Consider the following 26,605-nt stretch of genomic DNA (forward strand, 5'->3'; position numbering starts at 1 on the left):
CTCCGCCCGCCCCCAATGAAACAAAAAACGCCGGAGCAAAAGACCCCGGCGCCATCTAATTGTCAGTTTGCCCGTATCAGCCGCCCGTCAGTCGTCGCGGTGGACCTTTTCGCGGCGCTCATGGCGCTCCTGCGCTTCCAGGCTCATGGTGGCGATCGGACGCGCGTCCAGACGTTTCAGCGAGATCGGATCGCCGGTCACTTCGCAGTAGCCGTATTCACCTTCGCCGATGCGGCGCAGGGCCGAGTCGATCTTGGCGACCAGCTTGCGCTGGCGGTCGCGGGTGCGCAGTTCCAGCGCGCGGTCGGTCTCTTCGCTGGCACGGTCGGCAACATCCGGGATGTTGCGGGTGTTGTCCTGCAGCCCTTCGATGGTATCGCGGCTGTCTGACAGCAGATCTTGCTTCCATTCCAATAGCTTGCGTCGGAAATACTCAAGCTGCCGGTCGTTCATGAACGGCTCATCTTCAGCCGGTCGGTAGTCGTCCGGCAGAAACACCTCTTGCTTCATTTCGGCTCCTTCGGTCTGGCCCATAATGCTGGTCATAATTTGCACCTGAACATTTTGGCTCCCCCTCTGCCGCAGCGTTTATCCCCATCAGAAGGGAATGTCACTACACAATAGTGGCGCCGTTTGGTTAAAAGCATGATAAGAACTTGGCGCCGCGGCACCGATCAGGACTGGAACAGGAAAGATATGCAATTTCAGGGCACTAAAGAATATGTCGCAACGGATGATTTGAAAGTTGCGGTCAATGCGGCGGTGACGCTGGAACGGCCGCTGCTGGTCAAGGGCGAGCCGGGCACCGGCAAAACCGAGCTGGCCAAGCAGGTGGCCGGAGCCCTGGGGCTGCGGATGATCGAATGGAACGTGAAATCCACCACCCGCGCCCAGCAGGGACTGTATGAATATGACGCCGTCAGCCGGTTGCGCGACAGCCAGCTGGGCGATGCGCGCGTCAATGATGTGAAGAACTACATCAAGAAGGGAAAGCTGTGGGAGGCCTTTGAAGCCGGCGAAAAGGTCGTGCTGCTGATCGACGAGATCGACAAGGCCGATATCGAGTTCCCCAATGACCTGCTGCAGGAGCTCGACAAGATGGAGTTCCACGTCTACGAGACCGGCGAGATGGTCAAGGCCAGGCACCGCCCGATCATGATCATCACCTCGAACAATGAAAAAGAGCTGCCGGACGCCTTTTTGCGGCGCTGCTTCTTTCACTACATCCGCTTCCCGGACGCGCAGACGATGAAGAAAATCGTCGAGGTGCATCATCCCGGCATCAAGGACAGCCTGCTGACCGCCGCGCTGACCCAGTTTTACGAGATCCGCGAGACCCAAGGCTTGAAAAAGAAGCCGTCGACCTCCGAGGTGATCGACTGGCTGAAGCTGCTGCTGGCCGAGGATCTGTCGCCGGAGGACATCGCCCGTGACGGCGCCGATGCGCTGCCCAAACTGCATGGGGCGCTGCTGAAGAACGAACAGGACGTGCATCTGTTCGAACGGCTGGCCTTCATGGCGCGCGGACGCCGCTGATCTGCCTTGCGGCCGGGACAGGCAGGCGCCTGGCCTGGCGGCTGCCTGTTTCGCTTCAAATTGCTGCCGCATTCCCTTATCAGAGGACACAGAACCGGGCTGCGCAGCCCGGGCTGACAGGAGACGCCCCGAGTGCCCGCAGACGCAGCCCCGGCTTCACAGATCTTTGTCCGCCGCCCTGTTCGGCGGTCCGACCGCAGGCCTGCCGGCCTGCGCGTGCTGCGGGGTGCGGCGGCCGGGCTTGCAGTGGCTGCGCTGGCCGCCTGCGCCGCCCCCGAGAGGCAGGTCACAGCGCCGACCCGCGCCGCAGCTGCGCCGGTTGTGCTGCCGCCGGTCAAGGTCTTCACCGCCCGCCGGCCGCAGCCTCCGCAGCGTTCCAATGCTGATATCGCGCGGGATTTTCTGGATCTGCATTTCCGGCTGGAAGGCGGCAGCACCCTGCCCCAGTTCACCCGGTTCGAGACCCCGATCACCCTGCAGGTGACCGGCACGCCCGCGCCGGGTTTCAACCGCGATCTGACCGCGTTGCTGGCCCGGCTGCGGACCGAGGCCGGCATCCCGGTGCAGCGGGTGTCCGGCGGCGCGGCCAATATCACCATCCAATCGGTTTCCCGCGCCGAAATCCGGCGGGCCCTGCCCAAGGCCGCCTGTTTTGTGGTGCCCAACGTTGCATCGCTGAGTGAATACCGCCGCAACCGGCGCAGCCCGCGCACCAATTGGTCGCTGCTGCGCAGCCGCGAAAAACTGGCGGTGTTCATCCCCAATGACGTCAGCCCGCAGGAAGTCCGCGACTGCCTGCACGAGGAACTGGCCCAGGCGATCGGGCCGCTGAACGATCTGTACCGGCTGCCGGATTCGATCTTCAACGATGACAATATCCACGCGGTGCTGACCGGCTTTGACATGCTGATCCTGCGCGCCAGCTATGCGCCCGAACTGCGCACCGGCATGAGCCGGGCCGAGGTCGCCGCGCGGCTGCCCGCGGTGCTGGCCCGGCTGAACCCGCGCGGCGCCAGCACCGCGGCACAGCCGCTGCCGGAAACCCCGCGCGCCTGGGTCGCAGCCTATGAGCAGGCCTTGGGGCCGCAATCCTCGCTGCGGGACCGGCTGCGCGCCGCCAACACCGCCGCCGCGATTGCCCGCGATCTGGGCTGGCAGGACCACCGGCGGGCCCTGAGCCATTACACCTTGGGCCGGATGCTGCATGTCCGCGAGCCTGAGCTGGCGCTGCAGCATTTCCTGACCGCCCGGACCTATCTGCAGGGGCAGCCCGGCACCGGGATGCACCAGGCCAAGCTGGCAGTGCAGCTGGCGGCCTATGAGATTGCCGCGGGCAACGGCGGGGCTGCGCTGGCCCGCCTGGCACCCGCTGCGGCCGCTGCGGCACAGCATGAAAACGCCGCCCTGCTGTCGACGCTGCTGATGCTGCAGGCCGAAGCGCTGGATCTGCAGGGCCGCGTGGTGGAGGCGCGGCGGGTCAGGCTGGACAGCCTGGGTTGGGCGCGTTACGGGTTTGGCCCGGATTGGGTGGTCGAGGCCCGGCTGGAAGAGATTGCCGCGCTGCGCCCTTCCGGATCCTGATCCTGCAACACGAGACAAGAGACGGAAAAGACCATGATCGTAATCGCCGGCTTGGTGCTGGGCGCCGCAATTGGCGCAACAAAGGCCCGCAAACGTGGCGGCAATACCCTGGACATGCTGCAATACGGGGCTGTCTATGCCATCGTATTCGGTATGCTTGGCCTGCTGGCAACCATCCTGACCCACCGGGTGCTGGCGTAACGGCTCAGCAAAGGCTCCGCGATGTTCCAGCCCTTCTTTGAAAACCTGCGCAAGGCGGCCATTCCGGTGTCTTTGCGCGAATATCTGACTTTCCTGGAAGGGATGAAGGCGGGGCTGGCGACCTATGATATCGAGGCGTTCTATTTCCTCGCCCGCGCGGCGATGGTGAAGGACGAGCGCAACATCGACAAGTTCGACCGCGCCTTTGCCGCCACCTTCAAAGGGTTGGAGGCAATCCCGGCCGAGGCGGTGATGGACGCCGTCGATATCCCCGAAGACTGGCTGCGCAAGATGGCTGAAAAACATCTGAGCGCCGAGGAGAAAGCCGAGATCGAGGCGCTTGGCGGCTTCGAGAAGCTGATGGAAGCGCTGCAGGAGCGGCTGAAGGAGCAACAGGGCCGCCATCAGGGCGGCAGCAAGTGGATCGGCACTGCGGGCACGTCGCCCTTTGGCGCCTATGGCTACAACCCCGAAGGCGTGCGCATCGGCCAGAAAGAAAGCCGCCACCAGCGCGCGGTCAAGGTCTGGGACAAGCGCGAGTTCAAGAACCTCGACGGCGATGTCGAGCTGGGCACCCGCAACATCAAGGTCGCCCTGAAAAGGCTGCGCCGCTGGGTCCGCCAGGGTGCGCATGAGGAGCTGGATCTGGACCGCACCATCCGCTCCACCGCCGAGCATGGCTATCTGGACGTGAAAACCCGGCCCGAGCGGCACAATGCGGTGAAGGTACTCCTGTTCCTGGACGTGGGCGGCTCGATGGATCCCCATATCCAGGTGGTGGAGGAGCTGTTCTCGGCCGCGCGGACCGAGTTCAAGCACCTGGAGTATTATTACTTCCACAATTGCCTGTACGAAGGCGTCTGGCGCGACAACCGGCGGCGCTGGGGCGAGAAGACCCCGACCGATGAGGTGCTGCGCACCTACGGGCCGGACTATAAATGCATCTTTGTCGGCGATGCCTCGATGTCGCCTTACGAGATCGCTTATCCCGGCGGTGCTAATGAGCACTGGAACGAGGAAGCCGGCCAGGTCTGGCTGCAGCGCGCGCGCGAGGCCTGGGCGTCGAACCTGTGGATCAATCCGGTGCCGGAGAAATACTGGGACTATACCCATTCGATCGGCATGATCCGCGAGATCTTCGAGAACCGCATGGTGCCGATGACGCTGGACGGGCTGGAACGCGGCATGAAGGAGCTGTCGCGCTAGGGGGTTTTTCCTGGCAGCCCGTCAGCGCGGCGGTTTGAAGCAACAGGTAACGGCGGTTCTGCCGCGCCCGCAGCTGCGCCGGCTGGCGCCAGCCCCCTTGGCAGGCCTGGGCCTGGCATCCTGCCTTGGCAGGATGCGCGCCGGGCCCGAAGGTCCGGCGCCGGGCCCAACCGGCAGACCGGCATTCTAATGCAGGCCGGGCGGGCGGGAGCCGCGCCTTGCGCGCGGGCTGCAGGATGATGAAGGCAAAGACGGTACCCGATGCGCCGGGGCGCCGGCTGGGCCGCGGTCTGGGGTTTGACACTTCGGCGACGCCCGACCCATGGCCGCTGCAGCCCGCCCCCGCGGCGCGGACCGCAATTCTTTTTTGCACAACCCAGAATAGTTTGCCTGCGGAAATCCGCCGCTTGGAACGGCATCCGGCGCATGTCCGCCGAAGCACGCCCCGGCCGGTTGAACGGGCCGCTTTGCAACCGCTATCCATAAGCAAAAGAACAAGCGGCAAAACAAAGGCCGCAGTCCCCGAGCAGGAGTCTCGCGTGAGCGTGCCGCATCAAGACATCCCTCCCCGTGGCGGTGCTCCCGCTGCAGACATAAAGCCGTTTCAGATTCGCGGGCGGTATTTCACCGCTGTTGCGCTGCGCCCGGAGGACGGGCCGCTGGATCAGGCGTTTTATGCCGCGCTGGACGCGCAGCTGCGCTGGAGCCCGCATTTCTTTGACGGCGCGCCGCTGATCCTGGATCTGGCTCAGGCGCCGGGTTTGACCCGCCCGGCAGAGCTGCGGGCGCTGACCGACAGCCTGCGCAGCCGCGGGCTGGCAGTGTTCGGGGTACAGAATGCCTCGCCCCTGCAGACAGCCGCAGCCGGGGACGCCGGGCTGATCACCATCGCCAGCGGCAAGGATGCGCCGCTGAACACCGACGGCCCGGCCCGGCCCGGTACCCGGCGGGAATTGCCCAAGAAATTGCGCCCGCCGCAAAACCGGCTGATCACCCAGCCGGTGCGCTCGGGCCAGACGGTGGTGGCCGAGGGCGGCGATCTGGTGGTGGTCGGACCGGTCAGTTCCGGCGCCGAGCTGATTGCGCGCGGCAGCATTCATGTCTATGGCCGCCTGCGGGGCCGGGCCATGGCAGGCGCCGAGGGCGACGAGGACGCGCGGATCTTTTGCCACAGCCTGGATGCAGAGCTGCTGGCGGTCGCGGGCCTCTACCGGACAAGCGAGAATTTGGAGCCGGAGCTGTTGAACCATCCGGTGCAGGTGTTCCTGCAGGACGGGCGGCTTTGTGTGGAGACCCTGGGATGAGCGCAGGGATAAGGAAGGCGGGACGATGAGCAAGGACCTGAAACTGGAAGAGCCGCTGGGCAAGGTGATCGTGGTCACCTCGGGCAAGGGCGGCGTTGGCAAGACCACCACATCCGCCGCCGTCGGCGCCGAACTGGCGCGGCGCGGCCATAAGACTGTGGTGATCGATTTCGACGTCGGATTGCGCAACCTGGACATGATCATGGGCTGCGAGCGGCGGGTGGTGTTCGATTTCATCAACGTCATTCAGGGCGATGCCAAGCTGAAGCAGGCGCTGATCCGCGACCGGCGGCTGGAGACGCTGTCGGTGCTGCCGACCTCGCAGACCCGCGACAAGGAAGCGCTGAGCCGCGACGGCGTCGAAAAGGTGCTGGAAGAGCTGCGCCAGGAGTTCGACTACATCATCTGCGACAGCCCGGCGGGCATCGAGCGCGGCGCCCAGATGGCGATGTATTTTGCCGATGAGGCGATTGTGGTGACCAACCCCGAGGTTTCATCTGTGCGCGACAGCGACCGGGTGCTGGGATTGCTGAACAGCCTGACCAAACGGGCCGAGCAGAAAGGCGCCGAACCGGTGAAGGCGCAGGTGCTGATCACCCGCCACAACAAGGCGCGGATCGAAAGCGGCGAGATGATGCCGGTCGAAGACGTGCTGGAAATCCTGGCCGTGCCGTTGCTGGGGATCATCCCCGAAAGCGCCGCGGTGCTGCGCGCCTCCAATCTGGGCGTGCCGGTGGTGCTGGATGAGCCCTCGGCGGCGGCCACCGCCTATGAGGACGCGGTGGGCCGGCTGATCGGCGAGCAGATCGAAATGCGGATTGCCGCGGACCGGCGCCCCGGTCTGCTGCAACGGCTGTTCGGACGGGCGGTGTAGCGGGATGTTCGGTTTCTCTCTCCGCCCCCGCAAGCCCTCGGCCAGCACAGCCAAGGAACGGCTTCAGATTCTGCTGGCGCATGAGCGCAGCGGCAGCGGCGGCGCCAGCCCTGACTGCCTGCCGCAATTGCAACGCGACATTCTGGAGGTGATCCGCCGCCACATGCAGATCGGCGACGAGGCGATCGACATCCGCATGGAACGCGGCGATGAGCTGTCGAGCCTGGAGATCAACATCGAGTTTCCCGGCAAGCTGGGCGTGAACTGACCCGCTCAGCCGGGGCGCGCTGCTTCATGGCACCGGCAAACCGCGGATCTCCAACAGAATCCTGGAGGCGCCGGGCAAGATACCGGAGGCGGACTTTGCCCGGATGGCACAGCCTCCGGTACCGGGCCATGAGGTGCTGAGCCGGACCGCCGTCTTTCGCGAGCTGGCCGGCCCCGGTACCGGTCCGGACTGTTATGCTGCGCTGCAGGATGCGATGACCGCCAGCGGCTGGCCTCCGGGCCGGGACAGGCCGACGCAGGAATGCGGATGGGCGGCAGCGGATCATGCAGAAACCGCTTGAGCCTGATGGGGGCAGCCCCCATATCTGAGCTATGCTGCGCCTTCTGCCCATTCTGCTGGCCATCGCCTATGGCCTTGTGATGTACCGGATTTCGATCTGGCGCACCCATCGTGAGCTGGACCAGCGCTCAACCGAGCTGGCGGATCCGATACTGAAGCGGCTGACCGACCGGCTGGCGGCAGCGCTGGAGGTCGCCCGCATTCCGGTGCATATCTACGAGGTCGACCCGGTCAACGGGCTGGCGGCGCCGGACGGGCGGATCTTTATCACCCGCGGGTTTTACCGCAAGTACCAGAACGGTGAGGTCAGCGCCGAGGAAATGGCCTCGGTGATCGCCCATGAGCTGGGCCATGTGGCGCTGGGGCATGCCAGGAAGCGGATGATCGATTTCTCCGGCCAGAACGCGCTGCGCACCGCGCTGATGATGATCCTGGGCCGCTACATTCCCTTTATCGGGCCGTGGATTGCCGGGGTGCTGACAGGTTTGATCGCGGCCCGGCTGTCGCGCGGCGACGAGTATGAGGCGGATGAATATGCCGCCGCGCTGCTGACCAAGGCAGGCATCGGGCTGGCGCCGCAGAAAAGCCTGTTCACCAAGCTGGAAGAGCTGACCCAGGCACGCGCGGGCATGGCACCGGCCTGGCTGATGAGCCACCCCAAGACCGAAGAGCGCATAGCCGCGCTGGAGCGGCTGGAAGCGAAATGGGCCAAGCGCTGAGCCTGCGGCTGACGCTGGATTGAGGGCCATTCCCCCGCGGCGGCGCCGGTTGGTGCCTTCGAGCTGACCGCTGGGCAGTTTCTTGGCCTGCAGTCAGGCACTCATCCCGGAGTATTTCAGGAAAGATGAAAGCGCGGTCAGGCTGACAGGGCCTTGGCGAGCCGCGGCAGGCGGGCTTTTTTCAGGAGCGGGCGGATCTCCCAGCGGTCGCCGGAAAGGCGGCTGGCCTCCTCCAGAACCCGGGCGCCAAGAGCTTCTATTCCGGCGTTATCCTCCAGCCAGATGCGGTAGAGGAGTTCGTCGGGGCCGCGCCGCTCCAGCCCCTCTTCGGCCAGGGTGTGGCGGGGAAAGTCCTTGTTGTTGAGGGTGACAATCGCGTCGGCGTGGCCGGTGACGGCGGCGGCCAGCACATGGATGTCGGCGCTGTCGGGCAGCCAGAGGCGCGCCTCGGTGCCCGGTGCCGGGGCGACTTCGGCCTTGGGCCAATTGGCGCGGGCCAGGGCGATTTCAGCCTTGGCCTGCGCCGCGCCTTCGGGGCCGAGTTTCAGCGCTGCGCGTTCCCACTCGCCCAAAATGCGGGCGGTCCAGAGCGGGGTGAAATGCCCCAGTCCCGCCGCACCCAGCAGCATCTCCCGCATCACTGTCGGGTAGAGCACGCAGGTGTCCAGAAGCAGCTTCATCCCGCGTCAGTCCAGCCGGAAGAACACGGCCTTGAGGTAGCCGCTTTCGGCCAGCTGCGGCAGCTGCGGGTGGTCGGGGCCTGCGTACCCTGTGTGGATCAGGCTGCTGCGGCGCCCGGCCTTGCCGATGCCGCGGGCCGAGGCGTTGCGGAAGCGCGACAGATCAGCGGCGTGGGAGCAGGAGCAGAGGCCCAGGTAGCCGCCGGGTTTGACCAGCGGCGCCGCCAGTTTGGCGATCCGTTCATAGGCGCGCAGACCGGCCTCCAGCGCCTGTTTCGAGGGCGCAAAGGCGGGCGGGTCGCAGATCACAACGTCAAAGCTTGCGTCCTCCTCGCCGAGGGCGGCCAGCACATCGAAGGCGTCGCCCTGGCGGGCGGTGAATGCGTCCTTGAAACCGCTGGCTTCGGCGCCCCGGGCGGCCAGTTCAAGGGCTGCGGCAGAGCCGTCGACGCAGGTTGCGTGCCCTGCCCCCCCGGCCAGCATCGCGAGGCCGAAGCCGCCGACGTGAGAGAAGACATCCAGCACCTTGGCGCCGGGCCCTGTGAGGCGGGCGGCAAAGGCGTGGTTTTCGCGCTGGTCGAAGAACAGCCCGGTTTTCTGGCCGCCGGTAAGATCGGCCATATAGGTGGCGCCGTTCATCTGCACCGGCACCGGCGCCGCTGGGGTTTCGCCCAGCAGGGTCTGGTTCACATCATCAAGGCCTTCGAGCGAACGGGTGCGGCCGGAAGCGTTTTTCAGAATCACCCCGGTGCCGGTCACCTCCGCCAGCGCGGCGGTGAGCGCGTCCAGATGCAGCTCGGCCCAGGCGGCGTTGGGCTGGACGACGCAGGCCGCGCCGAAGCGGTCGATCACCACGCCGGGCAGCCCGTCGGATTCCGCATGCACCAGCCGGTAGAAGGGCGCATCATACAGCTGTTCGCGCATGTCCAAGGCGCGGCTCAGGCGGGCAGTGAACCAGGCCTGATCAATCACCGCCTCGGGGTCGCGGTCGAGCATCCGGGCGATGATCTTGCTTTCCGGGTTCACCGACACCAGCCCCAGCGGGTGCTGCGCCTCGTCCTCCAGCACCGCCAGGGTGCCGGGCGCCAGTTTGCGGGTGCGCCGGTCGGTCACCAGTTCGTTGGCATAAACCCAGGGAAACCCGTGCCGGATGGCGCGGGCGTTGGATTTGGGTTTCATTTTCACGCGGGGGCGCTGAAGCGCATCTGAGGAGGCTGTCATGGGTTCCTCTTAGCCTTAAGCCCGGAACAGGAAAAGGGGCCGTATGGCCCGTTCCCGCGGAACTTCACCGCTGCGCCTGGCTTTATTGCAGGGCCGGCAGCGGATCCAGCAGCGCTGAGGTTTCATTGCCGTCAGGAACGCTCGTCGATGCGTCGGGCACCGGCCGCACAGACGCCGCCGTCACCGCTCGCGCGAGCGCCAGCCGCCGCGACGGCGCGGCGTGGCACTGCCTTGCAGCCCGTCGCGCAGCACTGCGGTCATCGGGTGGTCCGGATTGGCGCCGCCGTATATCTCCAGCAGCGCGCCAATGTCTTCCCGGCTGTCGCGGGCCGAATCCATGCCCAATGCCCAGTCAAAGAAGATGCTGCGGCACTGCGCGCCGGTGATGCCGTCGATCCGGTAGGATTCGTAGATCAGACCACGCGGGTCCTGTTCAATGCTGCCCTTCATCCGCCTGTTCCCCTTCCAAGGCCTCTGCAATCAGCGCCGCACAGCGTTTGTAACGGGCCTGCAATTCCTGCTCCAGCGCATCCAGCCGGGCGTATCCGGTGGTGCGGCAGAGGAACTGCGCACCGCCCTCCCCGATCGTCCCGGCCTCGATCGCCTTGCCGGAAAGCAGCCTTGCTGCGCATTGCACCGACCAGAATAGCCGGTAACTGGCTGTCAGGTATTCTGCATCCGCGTCATTCAGCCATCCGGCAGCGACAGCGCCCAGCAGGCCGGCGGCCACATCGCGGGCCACCGAAACGGAAGTGAGCGCCCCGGCCTGCGACAAAAGCTCGATATCCATCATCCGCCCGGCGCCGTTCTTGGCGTCCCAGACGCCAGTCGGCGTCTTGGCGGCAGCCAGCCGCGCGCGCATCTGCGCCACCTCCTGCAGCACCATGGCAAGGCCCCGCGGTTTGGCGAGGAAACCGGCGCGGAAGGTTTCGATTTCGGCGGCAAGCCCGGCGTCGCCCGCAACCACACGGGCCCGGGTCAGCGCCAGATGCTCCCACACCCAGGCCTCGTTCTGCTGGTAACTGGTAAAGCCGGCCAGGCTGACCGCCACCGGCCCCTGGTTGCCCGAAGGCCGCAGGCGCATGTCGACTTCATAAAGCTTGCCCTGGGCCATCGGCGCCGATAGCGCGGTGACCAGCGCCTGAGTGAGCCGCGCGTAATAGGGCCGCGTGGCCAGCGGGCGCTTGCCCTCGGACATGTCCGCACCGCCCGGATCGTAGATCACGATCATGTCGAGATCGGACTGGGAATTGATCTGCCCCGCGCCCAGCGATCCCATTGCCAGCACCGCCGCGCCGCGTCCCGGCGGGGGGCCGTGCTTTCGGGAGAACTGCGTCACCACGTCCGGTGCGATGCCGGCAATCACCACTTCGGCCAATTCCGCATATTGGACCCCGGCCTGATGCCCGTCGATCAGCCCGCGCAGGTGGTGCACGCCGATGCGGAAGTGCCATTCCTTGCACCAGCGGCGGGTGGCATCGAGCCGGGCCTCGTAATCGTCTTCCTGCAGCAGCCGGTTTTTCAGTTCCACCTGCAACTGCTCCGCCCCCGGCCAAGGATCAAAGAAAGAACCGCCGATCACCGCATCAAACACCCCGGAATTGCGGGACAGGAAACTGGCCAGCTCGCGCGAGGTGCCGGCGATATCCACAAGCAGATCGATCAGCTGCGGGTTGGCGCCGAACAGCGAGAACAGCTGAACCCCGGCAGGCAGCCCGGACAGGAAACCGTCCAGCGCCACCAGAGTCTCGGCCGGTTTGGCGGTTTTGGCGACGCGCGACAGCAGCTCCGGTTTCAGCCGCTCGAAAATCCGCGCCCCGCGGGAGGAGCGCAGCGCCGGATAGGTCGGCCACCGGGCGATAATGGCGCCATCCAGATCGGCGGTGTTTTCTGCCGCGGCAGATGCGCCCGGCGTGCCGCCGGGCGAGAAGAAGCCTTCGGTCAGCTCATGCACTTCGGTCAGCCGGTCCCTGATTTCCGCCGTCAGTTCCGCCGGATCGCGGTCCATCAGGCAGGCGATACGGGCAATGCCATCCTCGGATTTGGGCATCTGGTGGGTCTGGGCGTCATGCACCATCTGGATCCGGTGCTCGACCTCGCGGTGGGCGCGGTAATGGGCCGAGAGGATTTCTGCCGTGTCCGGCGGCACCCAGCCCTTGTCCGCCAGCGCCGCCAGCCCCTCCACCGTGCCGCGCAGGCGCAGGGATTCGTCGCGCCCGCCGGCGATCAGCTGGCGGGTCTGGGTGAAGAACTCGATCTCGCGGATGCCGCCGCGGCCCAGCTTCATGTCGTGGCCGGCCACATGCAGGGCGCCGCCGGTGCCCTTGTTCTCGCGGATGCGCAGGCGGATGTCATGGGCGTCCTGGATGGCGGCGAAATCCAGGTGCCGCCGCCAGATGAAGGGACGCAGGGTGGTCAGGAACCGCTCCCCCGCGGCGATGTCGCCGGCACAGGGGCGGGCCTTGATATAAGCGGCGCGCTCCCAGGTGCGGCCCAGGCTTTCGTAGTAGCGCTCTGCCGCTTCCATCGCCAGACAGACGGGGGTGACCGCCGGATCCGGGCGCAGCCGCAGATCGGTGCGGAACACATAGCCGTCGCCGGTGCGGTCGCTGAGGGCGGCACACATGTTCTTGGTCGCGCGCACCATGCCCTGGCGCGCCTCATAAAAGTCATCCGGGTCGAACCGGGTCTCGTCGAACAGGCAGATAAGGTCGATATCCGAGCTGTAGTTCAGCTCATGCGCACCCATCTTGCCCATCGCCAGAATGGTAAGCCCGCCTGCGGTCTCCACGTCGTCTTCGGTCAAGCCGGGCAGTTTCTTGCGGCGGATCAAAGCGGCGATTTCAGATTTTATGGCGACGTCCGCGCACAGCGCCCCGAAGTCCGTCAGCGCCCCGGTCACCTGTTCCAGGCTCCAGCCGCCGGACAGGTCGCAAAGCGCCGTCAGCAGCGCCAGACGGCGTTTGGCCTGCCGCAGTCCCGGTTTCAGCCCGTTGCCTTCCAGCGCCCGGCTGTCCGCAAAGACCGCCGCCAGCGCGGTTTCAGGATCCTGCAGCGCCTGCGGCAGCCAGGCAGCCTCGCGCGCGGTCAGCTCCATCAGATAGGGGCTGCAGCCGCAGGCCCCCGCCACCAGATCGGCCATCGCCCCGGACAGGTCCGGCACCAAGGCGCGTGTTTCGGCGCCAAGGTCCGGATCAAAGGCACGGGGCATGCGGGTGATGTTCAGGGCAGTGGTCATGCGCCGAGACTGTGCCCGCTGCAACGCCGCGTCAATGGCCGAATTGCCGCCCCGCAGTGCAAGTTTACGCAGGGTCAGGAATACCCGAATAGCTGGGCTGCTTGCGTTAAGCTACCGTCAGGGCGCGGTTATGCTCCGGTTCGGGACCATTTCGATGTAAAGAGTATCTTGGTAACAGGGGATGCCGGGCGGTGCTGGGAGCGCCCAGGCTTGCTTGGGATATTGCGCTTTCTGCAGTGTTGTCACCTGAACGGCCTGTGGACCGGAAGCATGACCGTGCGATCCTCGGTACGGACCTGAGCTTGGTGATTACATGTTCGGGGCGCCGCTGCGCCAACGCTGATGGCGTTTCATCCTGAGACACCAGCCTGGCAGCCCAAGGGCAGGAGCAGATCCGTGCCGCAGCTCCGCAAGACCAGGAACCGGCCGCGCCATCGCGCCATCCCGCGCCATTGGGCCGAGTGTCCCGCTGCATACATGCAGAAGCGCCCCGCCAAACCGGCCTCTTCGTGGCGCCGATGGGTAATGTAAAATAGTTTCACATTACCCTTGAACCCGGGCCGCCGGCTTCCGATATGCTGATATGTGAAAGGGATTTACATTTACCGCAACCTGGAGGACGCCGATGACGAGTTTCACCCCAACCGCCCCCCATGCACCCGTGCTGGGCTGGTTTTCCCGCAGCGAAGCCTGGATGGACAGCAAGGGCAAAGGCGCCTGGATCGCCGCCATGGTGCTGGGCTTCGTGTTCTTCTGGCCGGTGGGTCTGGCCCTTCTTTTCTACATGATCTGGAGCAAACGCATGTTCAGCAAATCCTCCTGCCGCCACCGTAAGGCCTGGGCACGCCACGGATATTCCGCAATGCGGCCTTCGGGCAACAGCGCCTTTGATGCCTACAAGGCTGACACGCTGAACCGCCTGGAGCAGGAGCAGCATGACTTTGACGCCTTCTTGCAGCGGCTGCGCGAAGCCAAGGACAAGGCCGAGTTCGACGCGTTCATGAATGAGCGCGCCAAAGACGCAGCCCGCAGCGATGATCCGGAAGAGGACGCCGGCGGCGGCAGCCCCAAGCCCCTCTGATCTGACCGGTCCGCACCCGTACCGGCTGCCCCGCCCCTTTCCGGGCGGGGATCCAGCCGGGCCCTTCGGCCCCCTTCCCCCCGCAGTGCAAAGGACTGTTGCAAATGACCGCCCTGCCCGACCCCGACTACCAGGCAGAATTTTACACCTCCGTGCCCGCCAAACGGCTGATCGCCTGGATCATCGACAGCATTCTGATCTTCACCATCAGCGCCGCCGCAGTGGTGCTGACGGCCTTTACCGGGCTGCTGATCTGGCCGTTCTTGTATTTGGCTGCGGGGTTTGCCTACCGGACCGTGACCATCGCCAATGGCTCGGCCACCTGGGGCATGCGCTTTGCCGGCATCGAATTGCGCGACGGCTCCGGCCAGCGGCTTGGCAGCGGTCTGGCCGCGCTGCACACCGCAGGGTACTCGCTGTCGCTGGCGCTGCCGGTCCTGCAGGTGATCTCGGTCATCCTGATGCTGACCTCCGCGCGCGGTCAGGGCCTGACCGACCATTTCCTCGGCACGGTGATGCTGAACCGGCGCGCCTGACCGGCGCTGCGGCAAGACGCCGTTAAGCCATTTTCCACAACGCTACTTGGCGCACCGGGAGCGCGTTGCTATCATCATCGGACCACGGTGCGAACCGTTCCGTCTGTCCTGTGAAACTGCTGAAGAGTCCTGATGCGCCATACCCTTCCCATTGCACCGCAGTTTTATGTGACCGCGCCGCAGCCCTGCCCCTATCTGGAGGGCCGGATGGAGCGGAAGCTGTTCACTGCGCTGCAGGGCGACGGGGTGGAGCAGCTGAACAACAGTCTCAGCCAGCAAGGCTTCCGGCGCTCGCAGAACGTGCTTTACCGGCCGTCCTGCTCGGAATGTTCCGCCTGCCTGTCGGCGCGGATCGATGTGGCGGCCTTTACTGCCACCCGCAGCCAGAAACGCACGTTGAAGCGCAATGCGCATCTGGAGCGGCGTGCCACCTCGCCCTGGGCGACCGAGGATCAGTTTGCCCTGTTCCGCAGCTATCTCGACAGCCGCCATGCCGATGGCGGCATGGCCGATATGGATGTCTTTGAATATGCCGCGATGATCGAAGAAACCCCGGTGCGCAGCCGGGTTGTGGAATATGCCGAGACCAGAACCAACACGCTGGCGGCGGTGTCGCTCACCGATGTGCTGGAAGACGGGCTTAGCATGGTCTATTCCTTCTACGCCCCGGACCAGTCTCAGAATTCGCTGGGCACCTTCATGATCCTCGACCACATCGCCATCGCCCGCGAGGCGGGGCTGCCCTATGTCTACCTCGGCTACTGGGTGCCCGGCAGCCAGAAGATGGGTTACAAGGCCAAGTTCTCCGGCCTGGAAATCTATCACCGCAGCGAATGGAAAAAGATGTCCGACCCTTCTCAATTCGAAGCCGCCGGCCATCCGCTGTCGACCGATCCGATTGCCGAACAGGTCGCCAATATCCAGCTGCCCGAACAGCCGATACACCGCAAACGCTGATGCAATACCTGCATGCTGTCTCTCTGGTGGTGCCGGATTACGACGCCGCCATCGGCTTTTACTGCGGCCGGCTTGGCTGGCAGCTGGCCGAGGACATTGATCAGGGCCGCAAACGCTGGGTCCGCATCCTGCCGCCGGGCGCCAGCCAGGGCAGCCTGATCCTGGCCCGTGCCGAAGGACCAGAGCAGGAGGCCGCCATCGGCCGCCAGTTCGGCGGCCGCGTCGGATTGTTCCTGGCCTCTGATGACTTTGCCAGCGACCACGCGGCGATGCAGGCGCAGGGCGTCATATTCGAAGAAGCGCCGCGCCATGAACCCTATGGCACCGTTGCGGTCTGGCGCGATCCTTTCGGCAACCGCTGGGACCTGATCCAGTTCGCCTGAGACCGGCGCCGCCTCGTTTCATCTTTCTGCAAATACTCCGGGGGGAATGCGCCACAGGCGCAGAGGGGCAGCGCCCCTCCCCCGCACACAAGCCAAGGGGCCCGCATGGGGCCCCTTTTTGTGTTCTTATCCCGGATGTGCCGGTCAGTTCGGGATCAGCGCCGGCACGATGGTCACGATTGCCGGGAAGGCCCAGAGGATGCCGATGCCCACCACCTGGATCAGCACAAAGGGCGCAACCCCGCGGTAGATATGGGCGGTCGTCACTTCCTTGGGCGCAACCCCGCGCAGGTAGAACAGCGCAAAGCCGAAGGGCGGCGTCAGGAACGAGGTCTGCAGGTTCACCGCCACCATGATGGTCACCCATTTCGGATCGAACGAACCGCCATAGATCACCGGGCCGACAATCGGGATCACGATGTAGATGATCTCCAGGAAGTCGAGCACGAAGCCCAGGAAGAACAGCACCAGCATCACGATCAGAAAGACCGTCATCTCGTTGTCGAAGCTCTTCAGGAACTGCTGGATGTAGTGCTCGCCGCCAAAGGATATCACCACCAGATTCAAGAGCTGCGAGCCGATCAGGATGGTGAACACCATCGAGGTCACCTTGGCGGTCTCCCGCACGATCGGTGACAGCACGCCCGATTTGAACAGCACCCAGCAGCCGTACAGCAGTCCGAACAGCGCAAAGAGATAGGCGCCATAGGCGATAAAGAAGGCGATCCAGCTTTCCAGGGAAACCCCGCCCTGGTTCACCCGCAGGTCAAAGTTCATACCGACCAGGATGCACAGCATGACGGCAAAGGTGGACCAGATGATGATCTTGCCGGACCGGCCCTGGTCGTGCAGCTTGCGGTAGGCCGCCAGCATGATGGCTCCGCCGGCCCCCAGCGCCGCGGCGGGAGTCGGGTTGGTGATGCCGCCCAGGATCGAGCCAAGCACCGCCACGATCAGCACCAGCGGCGGGAACACCACCCGGATCAGATCGTTTTCGGCGCAGCGCGCCGCGGCTTCGCGGCAGCCCCACAACGCCAGCAGCAGCGGCAGCGCAATCCACAGCACGGTTACGCCTGCCGATGTGGCCGGCGCAATCGCCACCAGATCCACCAGCGCAATCAGCAGCACGCCGATGGCCCCCAGGATCAGCGGCTTGGCATCGCGAGACGGCGCCACACCGCGGCCGAAGGCCAGCACCAGACCCAGAAGAATCATGATCACCGCGATGCCTGTGCCGATCGGCGCGGCGGCAGCGATCTTGGCCTCGCGGGCGGCGATGATCTCATCCCCGCTCAGCCGTTCTGCCAGGGCCACGCCGCCGGCGGCATTGATGGTTTCCTGTTCCGCCTTGGCGGCGTCCCAGGCGTCTTGCCCGTGCAGGTCAATCATCGCGGCCTTGCATTCGGCACCGACATTGGTGCGCAGGGAGGCGGTCTGGCCCGCGTCCGAGAATGTCGAGACGGTGATGTTCTGGCTGCCGATCACGTTGAAACTGCCGAGCAGGATGGCACCGCCGACCAGGGCCGCCGGAACCGCCAGGAACCAGATCAGGCCTTCATTGCGGGTGATCACCTCGCCGGTGCCGGGCTCCATCGCAACGGCAGGTGCCTTGTGCGGGTTCAAAAGCGCATAGCCAAAGGCATAAGTGGCATAGAGGATCGCCAGCAGGATGCCCGGCAACAGGGCTGCCTGAAACAGCGTGCCGACCGACACCACCGCGGGTTCGCCCAGATAGGTGAGCGCGTCAGAGCAGCCCGCCTCCATCGCGCGGGTTTCCTGCGCGGTGGAGTAAAGGTCGCCTGCCAGCGTCCCCAGGAGAACGATCACAATCGAGGGCGGGATGATCTGGCCCAGCGTTCCGCTGGCCGCGATCACGCCGGTTGCAAGTTCGGGGCTGTAGTTGTTGCGCAGCATCGTCGGCAGCGCCAGCAGGCCCATGGTCACCACGGTTGCGCCGACGATGCCGGTGGAGGCCGCGAGGAACGCACCAACCACAACAATCGACACCGCCAGGCCGCCGGGCAGCGGGCCAAAGACGCGCGCCATGGTGGTCAACAGGTCGTTGGCGATCTTGGAGCGTTCCAGGGTGATGCCCATCAGAACAAACATCAGCACCGCCAGCAGGGTCTCGATCGAGGCGCCGGCCAGCACCCGCTCGTTCATCCGGTTGACGATAAACGAGACGTTGCGGTCCAGCGCCACTTCCCAGCCTTGGGTGAACACAGGTTCCGCCAGCCTTGGCAGATCCGGGTATCGGAAGACCGAGACCTTATCCGGCCTGACGCCGGAGTTCAGCAGATCGCGGTAGGCCTGCGACGAGGTGTCGATGGCCTGGTGAATCAGGATGCCGGAACTGTCCAGCGCGGCAATGATCCCGAAGGAGATGATCCCGGCGCCGCCGATGGCAAAGGCCACCGGAAAGCCGGAGAGGATGCCCCCGAAGAGGCAGAGAAATACGATGAGCAGCCCGATTTCGACGCCATCAAGTCCAAATAGCATGTTTCCGACGTCCCTTTAGTGCGTGCCTTCGTAGGCTTCTTCACCTTCTCCAAGGCTGTCCTTGTCGAGGTATTTGTTTTCACTGCCTTGGCCTTCGGCGAACTCGAGGAACGAGCGGTAGAAGAAGGCGATGGCGTGCAGGAATACGAGGCCTGCGAACAGGACCAGCAGGATCTTGAACAGGAAGTAGGCGTTGAACCCGTTGGGGCTGAAGCCGATGGTTTCCACGTTCCAGCGCAGGGCGCGGGATTTCATCACCAGACGGTCAAGGCTGTCCGAGGCCGAGGGTTTCGGCACGATCAGGTGGCGCCACAGGAAGAACCAGCCGTACATCCAGGTCAGCACCGCGGCGGGCATCATGAACAAGAGCGAGCCGAGCATGTCGACCACCCGCTTGGCCCGGAAGCTGATGCCGGAATAGATCAGGTCCACCCGCACATGGCCGCCCTGCACAAAGGTGTAGGTCACGCAAAGGCAGACCACCAAGGCATTGTACAGCTTCAATTCTTCTGCAAACCAGCTGACATCCTGGCTGAACGGGATGCCAAAGCCGAAACTGATGTCGGGCCGGGCAAACACGCGCTGCATGAAGACAATGATGATCTGCTGCAGCACCATCAGCAGGCCCGCCCAGGCAAAGAAGCGGCCGGTGGTATTGGCCAGGCCCTCCAGCCCGCGGACCATGGCCCACATGACATTGCGGTAGTAGAGGCCGATACCGGTCAGCACCAGGAAGGCGGTGAACACGACAAAGAAGAACTCGGCCGAGCCGCCGTAATAGACAAAGCGCATGACCGAGGCCTTGTCGGACCAGTCAAGCCAAAGCTGCGGATGGGTGACGGCGTAGCCGAAATTGTAAAAGGCGCTGGCGATGTTCTGGATCAGCCAGACAAGCCCGCCCCAGATTGCGCCAAAGAAGGTGATGCCACTCTCTTCCTGCATGTTCCCCCCGGGAAGATTGCTGCGAAGCCGCCGTTAGCGGGTTGGGCGCGCGGCGTTGGCCGGCCGTCCCGCGGTATCAGCAACTGCATGTGGATCCCCCGCGCGGCGGCGGAGGACCCGATTGATGCCTGTCAGGCAGATTAACCCAGGACGCGGTCGCGCTGAATGCGGTAGGCGCCTTCGGATTTGGTGATCCAGCCCGAGGAGGCTTTCATCGACGCTTCGACGCTGCTGCGGATTTTCGCAAACAGCTCGTCGCCCATGAACTCGTCCAGGGTTTCCTTGGTCGCACTGCCGAAGGCATCCCAGACGCTGTCCGGGAATTCCAGGGTCTTGACGCCGCCGGACTGCAGACGCTGCAACGCGGCACCGTTGTTGTTCATGAACTGCGACAGGTTCCACTGGTGGCCGGCTGCCGATGCCATCTCGATGATCTTCTGATGGGCAGGCGACAGGCTATCGAACACATCGCGGTTGGTGGCAACCGACAGGGCTGCGCCCGGCTCGTGGAAGCCCGCGGTGTAATAAGTCTTGGTGATTTCCTGGAAGCCGGCCTTCTCGTCCGCCCAGGGGCCGATCCACTCGGTGCCGTCGATGGCGCCGGAGGACAGCGCCTGATACACTTCGGAACCCGGAATGTTCTGCACCGAGGCGCCCAGCTTGCCCAGCGCCTTGCCACCCAGGCCCGGCATCCGGAATTTCAACCCGTTGAAATCCTCGGGGCCCTTGATTTCCTTGTTGAACCAGCCGCCGGACTGCGGGCCGGTGTTGCCGCCGAGGAACGACTTCAGGCCGAAAATCTCGCCCAGCTCGTCATGCAGCGCCATACCATCACCGTGGTAGTACCAGTTGGTGATTTCCTGCGCCGTCATGCCAAAGGGCACGGCGGTGAAATAGGCATAGCCCGGATGCTGGCCGGTGAAGTAATAGTCCGCACCATGGTACATGTCGGCCTGGCCTGCGGTCACCGCATCGAACACTTCGAACGCACCGACCAGCTCGCCTGCGGCTTTCAGGTCCACAGTCAGGTTGCCGTCAGACATGGCAGTGATGCTGTCGGCCACATATTGCGCCGAATCATGCACGCCTGCCAGACCACGGCCCCAGGTGGTAACCATGGTCAGGGTGCGTTTGCCCTGGGCATAGGCCGGTGCCGCCAGTGTGCTGGCTGCTGCAGCGGTTCCGCCCAGCGCGGAAGTCCTCAAAAAAGAACGGCGATCCATTAATTATTCCTCCCATTATCATTCGGATTGCCCGGAAGGTCCCCCCCGGGCGGATCGGTTCGAGTCCGGCCAGCCTAGCGGCGGCAGGTTCAAAGGGAATACCTACTACTGCGTAGAACGGGAGGTTTTTCCTGCTTTTGCGGCGCGATCCGGGCCATATCCGCCAGGAAACTGCCCCGGCCGGCACCCGTCAGCGGAGCAGGCCGGGACAGTCCGATTGATTCTTCTGGGCGGCGGCTGAATGATTCGGTACAAGATCCTGACCAATTCCGGGACCCTGCCGATGCGCCTGTTCACCGCTCTCCTGCGCCCGACCTATGCGCAGAAACTGTCGCTTTTGATGACCTTGCCGCTGATCTTGGCGGGCACGGCAATCGCCGTCCTGGTCGGCTATCAGTCGCGCGCCCTGGCCGAAGGCGAGATCCAGGCGCTGGAGCAGCAGCTGCTGCAGGCCAAGAAGGCGGAGCTGCGCAACTATGTGACCCAGGCCCGCAACGGCTTTGCCCATATCTATGGTCTGGCGGCGCCGGACGATGCCCGTGCCAAGGAGCAGGTGACCCAGATCCTCAGTGCGATGATCTACGGCAAGGACGGGTTCTTCTTTGTCTATGATTATGACGGCACCAACCTGGTGAGCCCGCGGCAGACCGAATTCATCAACCGCAACTGGGCGGGCCTGACCGACAGCGCCGGGGTGCCGGTGGTGGACCAGTTCGTCCGGCTCGCCCGTAACGGCGCGGGCTGGCATACCTTCACCTGGCAAAAGCCCTCGACCGGGGAAGAAGCGCAGATGATTGCCTATGTGGTCGGGCTGCAGGACTGGCAATGGGCGATCGGCACCGGCGTGTTCATCGACGATGTTCTGGCCACGGTGGCCGCCTCCCGCGCGGAGGTGGAAGCGCGGGTGCAGCGTACCTTTATCTATATCGGCGGCATCACTCTGGTCTCTCTTGTGCTGGTGTTTGCCTCCGGCATGTTCCTGAACCTGCGCGAGCGGCGGCTGGCGGATGCCAAGCTGAAGGAGCTGACCCAGCGGGTGTTCGACGCCCAGGAGGAAGAGCGCGGCCGGGTGGCGCGGGAACTGCATGACGGCATCAGCCAGCTTTTGGTCGGGGTGCGCTATGCGCTGGACAACACCCGGCGGCGGCTGTCCCGCGGAGACAGCGATGGTGCTGCGGCCCCGTTGGAGAAAGGCACCGACAGCCTGCTGACCGCGATCACCGAGGTGCGCCGGATCAGCCGCGACCTGCGCCCCGGCGTGCTGGACGATCTGGGCCTTGGCCCGGCGCTGAAGGCGCTGACGGGTGATTTCGCCGCCCGCACCGGCATCGAGACCGAGTTTTCCACCGTGGTGTTCCGCAACCGGCTGGATCAGGACGCCAAGATCGCGCTGTACCGGATTGCGCAGGAAGCGCTGACCAATATCGAGCGCCACGCCGAGGCCAGCAGGGTCACCATTGATCTGCGCGGCCATACCAAGGGCGCCACGATGCGGATCACTGACAATGGCCGCGGATTGCCGCCGCGCGATGACCGCTCCGGCCCCGGCATCGGGTTGCGCAACATGCAGGAGCGGATCGAGCAGCTTGACGGCACCCTGCGCATTCTGTCATCACGTGGCACCCAAAGCGGCACGGTGATCGAGGCAAGCCTGCCTCTCAGCCACCTGCTGCCGCCGGGTGAAGAGGGAACATCTGCGCAATTGCCGTAACCGGAGAGGCTGCGGCGGATTGCGGGCCTCTCAACTGATGGAAAGCTGCCTTGTGGGGGATAATGGCTGATCCGGTGAAAGTTCTGATCGTTGATGACCACCCGATGGTCGCCGAGGGCATCCAGTCGATCCTGGAAAGCTATGACGATATCGAGGTCATCGGGTCGCTGACTGACGGGCGCGACGCGGTGGAGCAGATGGGCACCCTGGCGCCGGATGTGGTGCTGATGGACCTGAACATGCCCAATCTTGGCGGGCTGAGTGCAACCGAGATCATTCTGGAGCAGCACCCCGGCACCCGCATCCTGATCCTGTCGATGCATGACAGCGCCGAATATATCTCAACCGCGCTGAGCCATGGCGCCATGGGGTACGTGCTGAAGGATGTGCCCACGGAAGAGATCAAACAGGCCATCGACGCGGTGATGGAGGGGCAGACCTACCTTTGCACCGGGGCGGCGGGGTCGCTGAAGCCCAAGGGCGGCGACAGCCGCGAGGCGCTCACCGGGCGTGAACAGACCATCCTGCTGGAGCTGGCGCAGGGCAAATCCAACAAGGAGGTCGCGCAGGCGCTTGATATCTCGGTCAGAACTGTTGAGACACACCGCAAGAACATCAAACGCAAGCTGGGCATTTCCTCAACTGCCGGCCTCACCCGCTACGCGCTGGAACATGGTGTGCTGCAGGGGACCGGCGCCGGGTTCTGAAGCGCCGGCCCCCGATGGCTTCAGCCGAGGCTTGCGAGCAGCGCCGGCGATGGATCACCTGATGCCGGCAATCCCCGGCTGGATTGGTAGGCGCTGATGGCGGCCCGGCTTTTCGGCCCCAGAACCCCGTCGGCACCGCCGGTATCAAAGCCTTTGGCAGTCAGGCGTTTTTGCAGCAGGATGCGGTCGTCCTTGGTCAGCCCATAGCGGTCCGGCGGGAAACCGGCGCGCAAGGGGCCGCCGCCTGCGATCCGGTCGGCCAGATGGCCCACTCCGATCGCATAGGAATCCGAGTTGTTGTAGCGCTTGATCGCATTGAAGTTTCCGGTGACCGAGAACTTCGGCCCGCCCGCCTGCGGCTGCAGAATGCGGCCTGCAGGGGTGCCCGGCGCCCCGGCCTCGCCGCCCCATTTCAGCCCCCGCGTCCAGCCGTTGCGCTGCAGATAGGCGGCGGTGGAGGCCAGCGCGTCGCTGGGATCCTCCGACCAGATATCGCGGCGCCCGTCGCCGGTGAAATCCACTGCGAAAGCCTGATAAGAGGTCGGGATGAACTGGGTATGCCCCATCGCCCCGGCCCAGCTGCCGGTCATCCGGGCGGGGGTGGTGTCGCCGTTCTGCAGGATCTTCAGCGCCGCAATCAGCTGTTTCTCAAAGAACGCCCCGCGCCGCCCGTCATAAGCCAGCGTCGAGGCGGCCGAGATCACCGGCACATTGCCGCGGCGCTCACCGTAGAAGCTCTCCAGCCCCCAGATGGCGCAGATGATTTCCGCATCAACGCCATAGGCGCGTTCCAGCGCGCGCAGCGTTGCCGCATGGCGGCCAAAGGCTGCGCGGCCCTTGGACAGACGTTCCTCCGAGACGGCGATAGAGAGGTAATCCTCCAGCGTGCGTTTGAATTCGGTCTGGTTGCGGTCGCGCGTGACCACACCGGGAAGATAGCCGGCACCGCGGAACGCGGCGCGCAGGGTGGATTGGGAAATGCCCCGCGCCCCGGCGCGGCTGCGGAACGACGCCACCCAGGCGTCATAGCCCGCATTGGGCGCAGGGCGCAGGTCCGCCGGCAGGCCGGTGCTGCCGCTGGAGCCGCTGTTTGAAGGCACTGTGCTGCTGCAGGCCGTCAGACCAAATGCTGCAAGGCCAAATCCGAAGTGACGCCGTGTGATGCTCATACTGCTGCCCGTTTTTTGTGATTGCTCTGCGCCCCTGTGATACGGGGTCATTTACCGGACAGGCTGCCAGAAACGGGCCGGGCCGCCAAGGCCCGGAATTCCGCCGCAGCGAAGACCTGCCGCCTTGCCCTTTCAGCTGGCCAGCGGGGCGGTCCTCTGTATGACCGGGGTTCCTCCTCCGGGCAGCTGCTGGGGATCTCGCTGCCCGAGCGGTTGCCATGAACGGCAGGACCAGGCCGGGCACTCTCCGCCAAAATGCCAGGCACCGGTCTTTTGCCGGATCACGCTAATGCAAACCGCCGCCGCGGGAAACCTGCCTGGGCAAAAATCTCCCAGATCTTCGATTCCAGGTCCGGCGCGCCGATTTCCAGGCAATTATTCCGGAAATACCAGGTCATGAATTGCGCATAGCCGCCGGTGCGGGCCAATGCGCGCTCCAGCGCGGCTGCAAACTGCCCTGTCCGGGTGACGGTTTCCGCCATGTGGTGCAAATCCGAAGCGCCGTAAAGAATGGCTGGCGTGCGGTGCAGGAAGCCTTCGAGGGCAACGCCGGAATTCACCGATACCGAGACACAGCTGGCGGCCAGAATATCATGAACATTTGCCTGGGTGGGGATGACACGGGGGTCCTGCCGGGCGATTTGCAGCAGGGCTGAGAAACTTTCTACATCCGCTGTCAACGGATGCGGTTTGACCAGAACCGCACGGTCTCCGGCACCGTTCAGAACGTCTTGCAAGATGCTGATGTCGCTGAAACGGGTGGCGCCGGCCTCGCGCGGGTAGCTGCCCTGGAAAAAGACCGCGACCGCGCCTGCCGGAAGGCTGGTTTGTTCCTGCTGCTGCCGGTGGCGGGACCGCCGCTGATCCTTGAATTTCCGCTGCAACCGGCCGTAGAAACGCTTGGCGTATTGGAACGGAACCATGTCCCTGCAGAACGGGCGGCTGCCGATCGAGCTCAGGCTGCGGATCCCCTTGGGATCAAGATGCCAGTACCCCGGCAAATAGGCCGGGGCCGCATTCAGCACATTGGGCATTTGCACATGCCGGTCATCGATGACGTGCAGGTTGCCGTCCTTGAACCTGGCGTCAGTGACCTGGCGGGTGCCGATCCGGATATCAGCGTCCCGGACACGCCGTTCCGCCTGCCCGCCGGCCTCCGCAATCATCCGCTCGATCACCCGGTAAAGATCAAAGCCCCGGTTTGAGGGACCCTTGCCGATTTGCCGCTGTTTCAAGTGAAAAATGACCTTCGGCAAATGTTCGTTTCCTTTGGCGGCAAAAGAGAGGCCTGCTGCAGTTGTGCAGCCCATGCCGCCGACGGGTCAACCAGCAATCAATCCCGCAACCCGTCAGCACGCAGGCCTTCACGCTCGTAATGGCGCGGCAGCACCCGTCCATAAAGCTGTTCGGTGCGTTCGACCCCGCCGCACATGCCTTGCTTCTCGGCAAAGGAGAAGATGCCGACATAACGCCTGCGCGGGCCTGCGACCGGGGCCACCCGGTGCAGCGAATAGCGGCCGCGGAAGATCTGCAGGTCGCCCGGCTGCAGCACCAGCCTGCGCACCAGCGGCGAGCCGCCCGCCAGCACCCGCGCCACGCCGTCATAATTCTCATCCGCGGGGGTGCGCAGCATCGGGGCATATTCGAAATCTCCGCCCGCCTCGCCGTTCTGGATCGCCAGTGTCACCGTGTAATTGTTGGTGTCGAAATGCCAGGGAAAGCCCTGCCCCTCCTCGACCATGTTGATGATCACATCGGCCAGCGGGTCGTCATAGCGGAAGAAACGGTCCTCTGGCTCTGCCAGGGCGGTGCGGATGAAGGGCATGAAACCGGGAAACTCGTAAATGGCCCGCAGCGGGCTGTCCGGGCCGAAATTGTCCGCCGGAATGAAGGCATTGGAGCGCTCATAGAACCGGCGCACCGGATGGCTTTGCGGCAGCGCGGCGTCGTCCTTGCTGAAATAGGCATTGGTGCGGCTGAAGGATTTATGGCCGTTCTCCGCCACCGCATCAGCCTCTGCCGCCAGCCTGGCAATACCGTGCTGATGGACAAATCCCGGCAGCACGGCACAGCCATCCGCCCCCAGTTCGCGTTGCAGGTCCGCGATCAGCCGCGCAAAAGCTTCGGAGCCGGGCCGGTCGATCGGATAACGCCCCAGATCGACCAGATCAGAAAGTTGAACCATATTTGCATCCCTCCCTGTGCACCTCTGTGAGGTGAGCTTGCCTGCGCAAATTCTGCTAATCTGGCAAAAACAGGACATCGGAGT

General features: G+C 64.6%; 26 protein-coding genes. 15 read left to right on the top strand and 11 right to left on the bottom strand.

What is annotated here, in order from left to right; translation table 11 throughout:
* Positions 1-87 precede the first annotated feature (87 nt).
* Complete coding sequence (gene dksA / locus AC0KW6_RS03530) at positions 88-510, bottom strand: RNA polymerase-binding protein DksA (RefSeq protein ID WP_044008631.1); 423 nt, start codon at positions 508-510, stop codon at positions 88-90.
* Between the two features lie 186 nt (positions 511-696).
* Between dksA and AC0KW6_RS03535 the strand changes: the two genes are divergently transcribed.
* The 9 genes from AC0KW6_RS03535 to AC0KW6_RS03575 all read left to right on the top strand — a co-directional run bounded on the left by AC0KW6_RS03535 (position 697) and on the right by AC0KW6_RS03575 (position 7,989).
* Positions 697-1,536 carry an AAA family ATPase gene (locus AC0KW6_RS03535; RefSeq protein WP_323783025.1) on the top strand — a complete coding sequence of 280 codons (840 nt, stop codon included), beginning with the start codon at positions 697-699 and terminating at the stop codon, positions 1,534-1,536.
* A 132-nt stretch (positions 1,537-1,668) separates the two neighbouring features.
* Entirely contained in the window at positions 1,669-3,117 is a 1,449-nt protein-coding gene (locus AC0KW6_RS03540) for a DUF2927 domain-containing protein (RefSeq protein WP_474034092.1), read from the top strand.
* Positions 3,118-3,150: 33 nt separating this feature from the next.
* Positions 3,151-3,318: a hypothetical protein gene (locus tag AC0KW6_RS03545; RefSeq protein ID WP_323783019.1), complete on the top strand. Its 168-nt coding sequence runs from the start codon at positions 3,151-3,153 to the stop codon at positions 3,316-3,318.
* Between the two features lie 21 nt (positions 3,319-3,339).
* The gene (locus AC0KW6_RS03550) at positions 3,340-4,524 is read left to right on the top strand and encodes a vWA domain-containing protein (protein WP_474034094.1); all 1,185 of its coding nucleotides are present in this window, start codon (positions 3,340-3,342) and stop codon (positions 4,522-4,524) included.
* A 539-nt stretch (positions 4,525-5,063) separates the two neighbouring features.
* On the top strand, positions 5,064-5,828 hold the full coding sequence (gene minC / locus AC0KW6_RS03555; RefSeq protein ID WP_474034095.1) for a septum site-determining protein MinC: 765 nt from the start codon (positions 5,064-5,066) through the stop codon (positions 5,826-5,828).
* 25 nt (positions 5,829-5,853) lie between these two features.
* Entirely contained in the window at positions 5,854-6,702 is an 849-nt protein-coding gene (gene minD / locus AC0KW6_RS03560) for a septum site-determining protein MinD (RefSeq protein ID WP_474034096.1), read from the top strand.
* A 4-nt stretch (positions 6,703-6,706) separates the two neighbouring features.
* Entirely contained in the window at positions 6,707-6,970 is a 264-nt protein-coding gene (gene minE / locus AC0KW6_RS03565) for a cell division topological specificity factor MinE (protein ID WP_024090458.1), read from the top strand.
* Between the two features lie 103 nt (positions 6,971-7,073).
* A complete protein-coding gene (locus tag AC0KW6_RS03570) occupies positions 7,074-7,271 on the top strand; it encodes a hypothetical protein (protein ID WP_474034097.1) in 198 nt (65 codons plus the stop codon).
* Positions 7,272-7,302: 31 nt separating this feature from the next.
* Complete coding sequence (locus AC0KW6_RS03575; RefSeq protein WP_474034098.1) at positions 7,303-7,989, top strand: M48 family metallopeptidase; 687 nt, start codon at positions 7,303-7,305, stop codon at positions 7,987-7,989.
* 137 nt (positions 7,990-8,126) lie between these two features.
* Here the strand turns inward: AC0KW6_RS03575 and AC0KW6_RS03580 are convergent, their stop codons facing one another.
* The 4 genes from AC0KW6_RS03580 to AC0KW6_RS03595 form a co-directional block, all read right to left on the bottom strand.
* The gene (locus AC0KW6_RS03580) at positions 8,127-8,669 is read right to left on the bottom strand and encodes an RSP_2648 family PIN domain-containing protein (RefSeq protein WP_474034099.1); all 543 of its coding nucleotides are present in this window, start codon (positions 8,667-8,669) and stop codon (positions 8,127-8,129) included.
* Between the two features lie 6 nt (positions 8,670-8,675).
* Positions 8,676-9,890 carry an RSP_2647 family RNA methyltransferase gene (locus AC0KW6_RS03585; protein WP_474034100.1) on the bottom strand — a complete coding sequence of 405 codons (1,215 nt, stop codon included), beginning with the start codon at positions 9,888-9,890 and terminating at the stop codon, positions 8,676-8,678.
* Between the two features lie 180 nt (positions 9,891-10,070).
* The gene (locus AC0KW6_RS03590; protein WP_323783953.1) at positions 10,071-10,340 is read right to left on the bottom strand and encodes a hypothetical protein; all 270 of its coding nucleotides are present in this window, start codon (positions 10,338-10,340) and stop codon (positions 10,071-10,073) included.
* Positions 10,324-13,128 carry a bifunctional [glutamine synthetase] adenylyltransferase/[glutamine synthetase]-adenylyl-L-tyrosine phosphorylase gene (locus tag AC0KW6_RS03595; RefSeq protein ID WP_474034101.1) on the bottom strand — a complete coding sequence of 935 codons (2,805 nt, stop codon included), beginning with the start codon at positions 13,126-13,128 and terminating at the stop codon, positions 10,324-10,326. Before AC0KW6_RS03595 ends, AC0KW6_RS03590 begins: the two co-directional genes overlap by 17 nt.
* A gap of 625 nt (positions 13,129-13,753) precedes the next feature.
* Here AC0KW6_RS03595 and AC0KW6_RS03600 point away from each other — a divergent pair.
* The 4 genes from AC0KW6_RS03600 to AC0KW6_RS03615 all read left to right on the top strand — a co-directional run bounded on the left by AC0KW6_RS03600 (position 13,754) and on the right by AC0KW6_RS03615 (position 16,085).
* Positions 13,754-14,209: a DUF2852 domain-containing protein gene (locus AC0KW6_RS03600; protein ID WP_323783957.1), complete on the top strand. Its 456-nt coding sequence runs from the start codon at positions 13,754-13,756 to the stop codon at positions 14,207-14,209.
* Between the two features lie 104 nt (positions 14,210-14,313).
* Positions 14,314-14,745 carry an RDD family protein gene (locus tag AC0KW6_RS03605; protein WP_474034102.1) on the top strand — a complete coding sequence of 144 codons (432 nt, stop codon included), beginning with the start codon at positions 14,314-14,316 and terminating at the stop codon, positions 14,743-14,745.
* A 132-nt stretch (positions 14,746-14,877) separates the two neighbouring features.
* Entirely contained in the window at positions 14,878-15,702 is an 825-nt protein-coding gene (locus AC0KW6_RS03610) for an arginyltransferase (protein ID WP_474034103.1), read from the top strand.
* Positions 15,702-16,085: a VOC family protein gene (locus tag AC0KW6_RS03615; protein WP_323784141.1), complete on the top strand. Its 384-nt coding sequence runs from the start codon at positions 15,702-15,704 to the stop codon at positions 16,083-16,085. The genes AC0KW6_RS03610 and AC0KW6_RS03615 overlap by 1 nt, the downstream gene beginning before the upstream one ends.
* A gap of 144 nt (positions 16,086-16,229) precedes the next feature.
* On the opposite strand, the gene AC0KW6_RS03620 is transcribed toward AC0KW6_RS03615, so the two are convergent.
* The 3 genes from AC0KW6_RS03620 to AC0KW6_RS03630 all read right to left on the bottom strand — a co-directional run bounded on the left by AC0KW6_RS03620 (position 16,230) and on the right by AC0KW6_RS03630 (position 20,749).
* Entirely contained in the window at positions 16,230-18,584 is a 2,355-nt protein-coding gene (locus AC0KW6_RS03620) for a TRAP transporter large permease (RefSeq protein ID WP_474034104.1), read from the bottom strand.
* Positions 18,585-18,599: 15 nt separating this feature from the next.
* Positions 18,600-19,526, bottom strand: a complete 927-nt coding sequence (locus AC0KW6_RS03625) for a TRAP transporter small permease subunit (RefSeq protein WP_323782054.1) — start codon at positions 19,524-19,526, stop codon at positions 18,600-18,602.
* Between the two features lie 140 nt (positions 19,527-19,666).
* Positions 19,667-20,749, bottom strand: coding sequence for a TRAP transporter substrate-binding protein (locus AC0KW6_RS03630; RefSeq protein ID WP_474034105.1), 1,083 nt, complete (start codon positions 20,747-20,749; stop codon positions 19,667-19,669).
* Positions 20,750-21,032: 283 nt separating this feature from the next.
* Between AC0KW6_RS03630 and AC0KW6_RS03635 the strand changes: the two genes are divergently transcribed.
* On the top strand, positions 21,033-22,460 hold the full coding sequence (locus tag AC0KW6_RS03635; RefSeq protein ID WP_323782072.1) for a cache domain-containing protein: 1,428 nt from the start codon (positions 21,033-21,035) through the stop codon (positions 22,458-22,460).
* 62 nt (positions 22,461-22,522) lie between these two features.
* A complete protein-coding gene (locus AC0KW6_RS03640) occupies positions 22,523-23,167 on the top strand; it encodes a response regulator transcription factor (protein WP_024090531.1) in 645 nt (214 codons plus the stop codon).
* Between the two features lie 20 nt (positions 23,168-23,187).
* Here AC0KW6_RS03640 and AC0KW6_RS03645 read toward each other — a convergent pair whose 3' ends face one another.
* From AC0KW6_RS03645 to AC0KW6_RS03655, 3 genes are all read right to left on the bottom strand, one after another.
* Positions 23,188-24,336 carry a lytic murein transglycosylase gene (locus AC0KW6_RS03645; RefSeq protein WP_323782060.1) on the bottom strand — a complete coding sequence of 383 codons (1,149 nt, stop codon included), beginning with the start codon at positions 24,334-24,336 and terminating at the stop codon, positions 23,188-23,190.
* Positions 24,337-24,617: 281 nt separating this feature from the next.
* On the bottom strand, positions 24,618-25,571 hold the full coding sequence (locus tag AC0KW6_RS03650) for a hypothetical protein (protein WP_474034106.1): 954 nt from the start codon (positions 25,569-25,571) through the stop codon (positions 24,618-24,620).
* A 98-nt stretch (positions 25,572-25,669) separates the two neighbouring features.
* A complete protein-coding gene (locus AC0KW6_RS03655) occupies positions 25,670-26,521 on the bottom strand; it encodes a HalD/BesD family halogenase (protein ID WP_474034107.1) in 852 nt (283 codons plus the stop codon).
* Between the last annotated feature and the right edge of the window lie 84 nt (positions 26,522-26,605).

Source organism: Leisingera sp. SA215, from assembly GCF_055902035.1.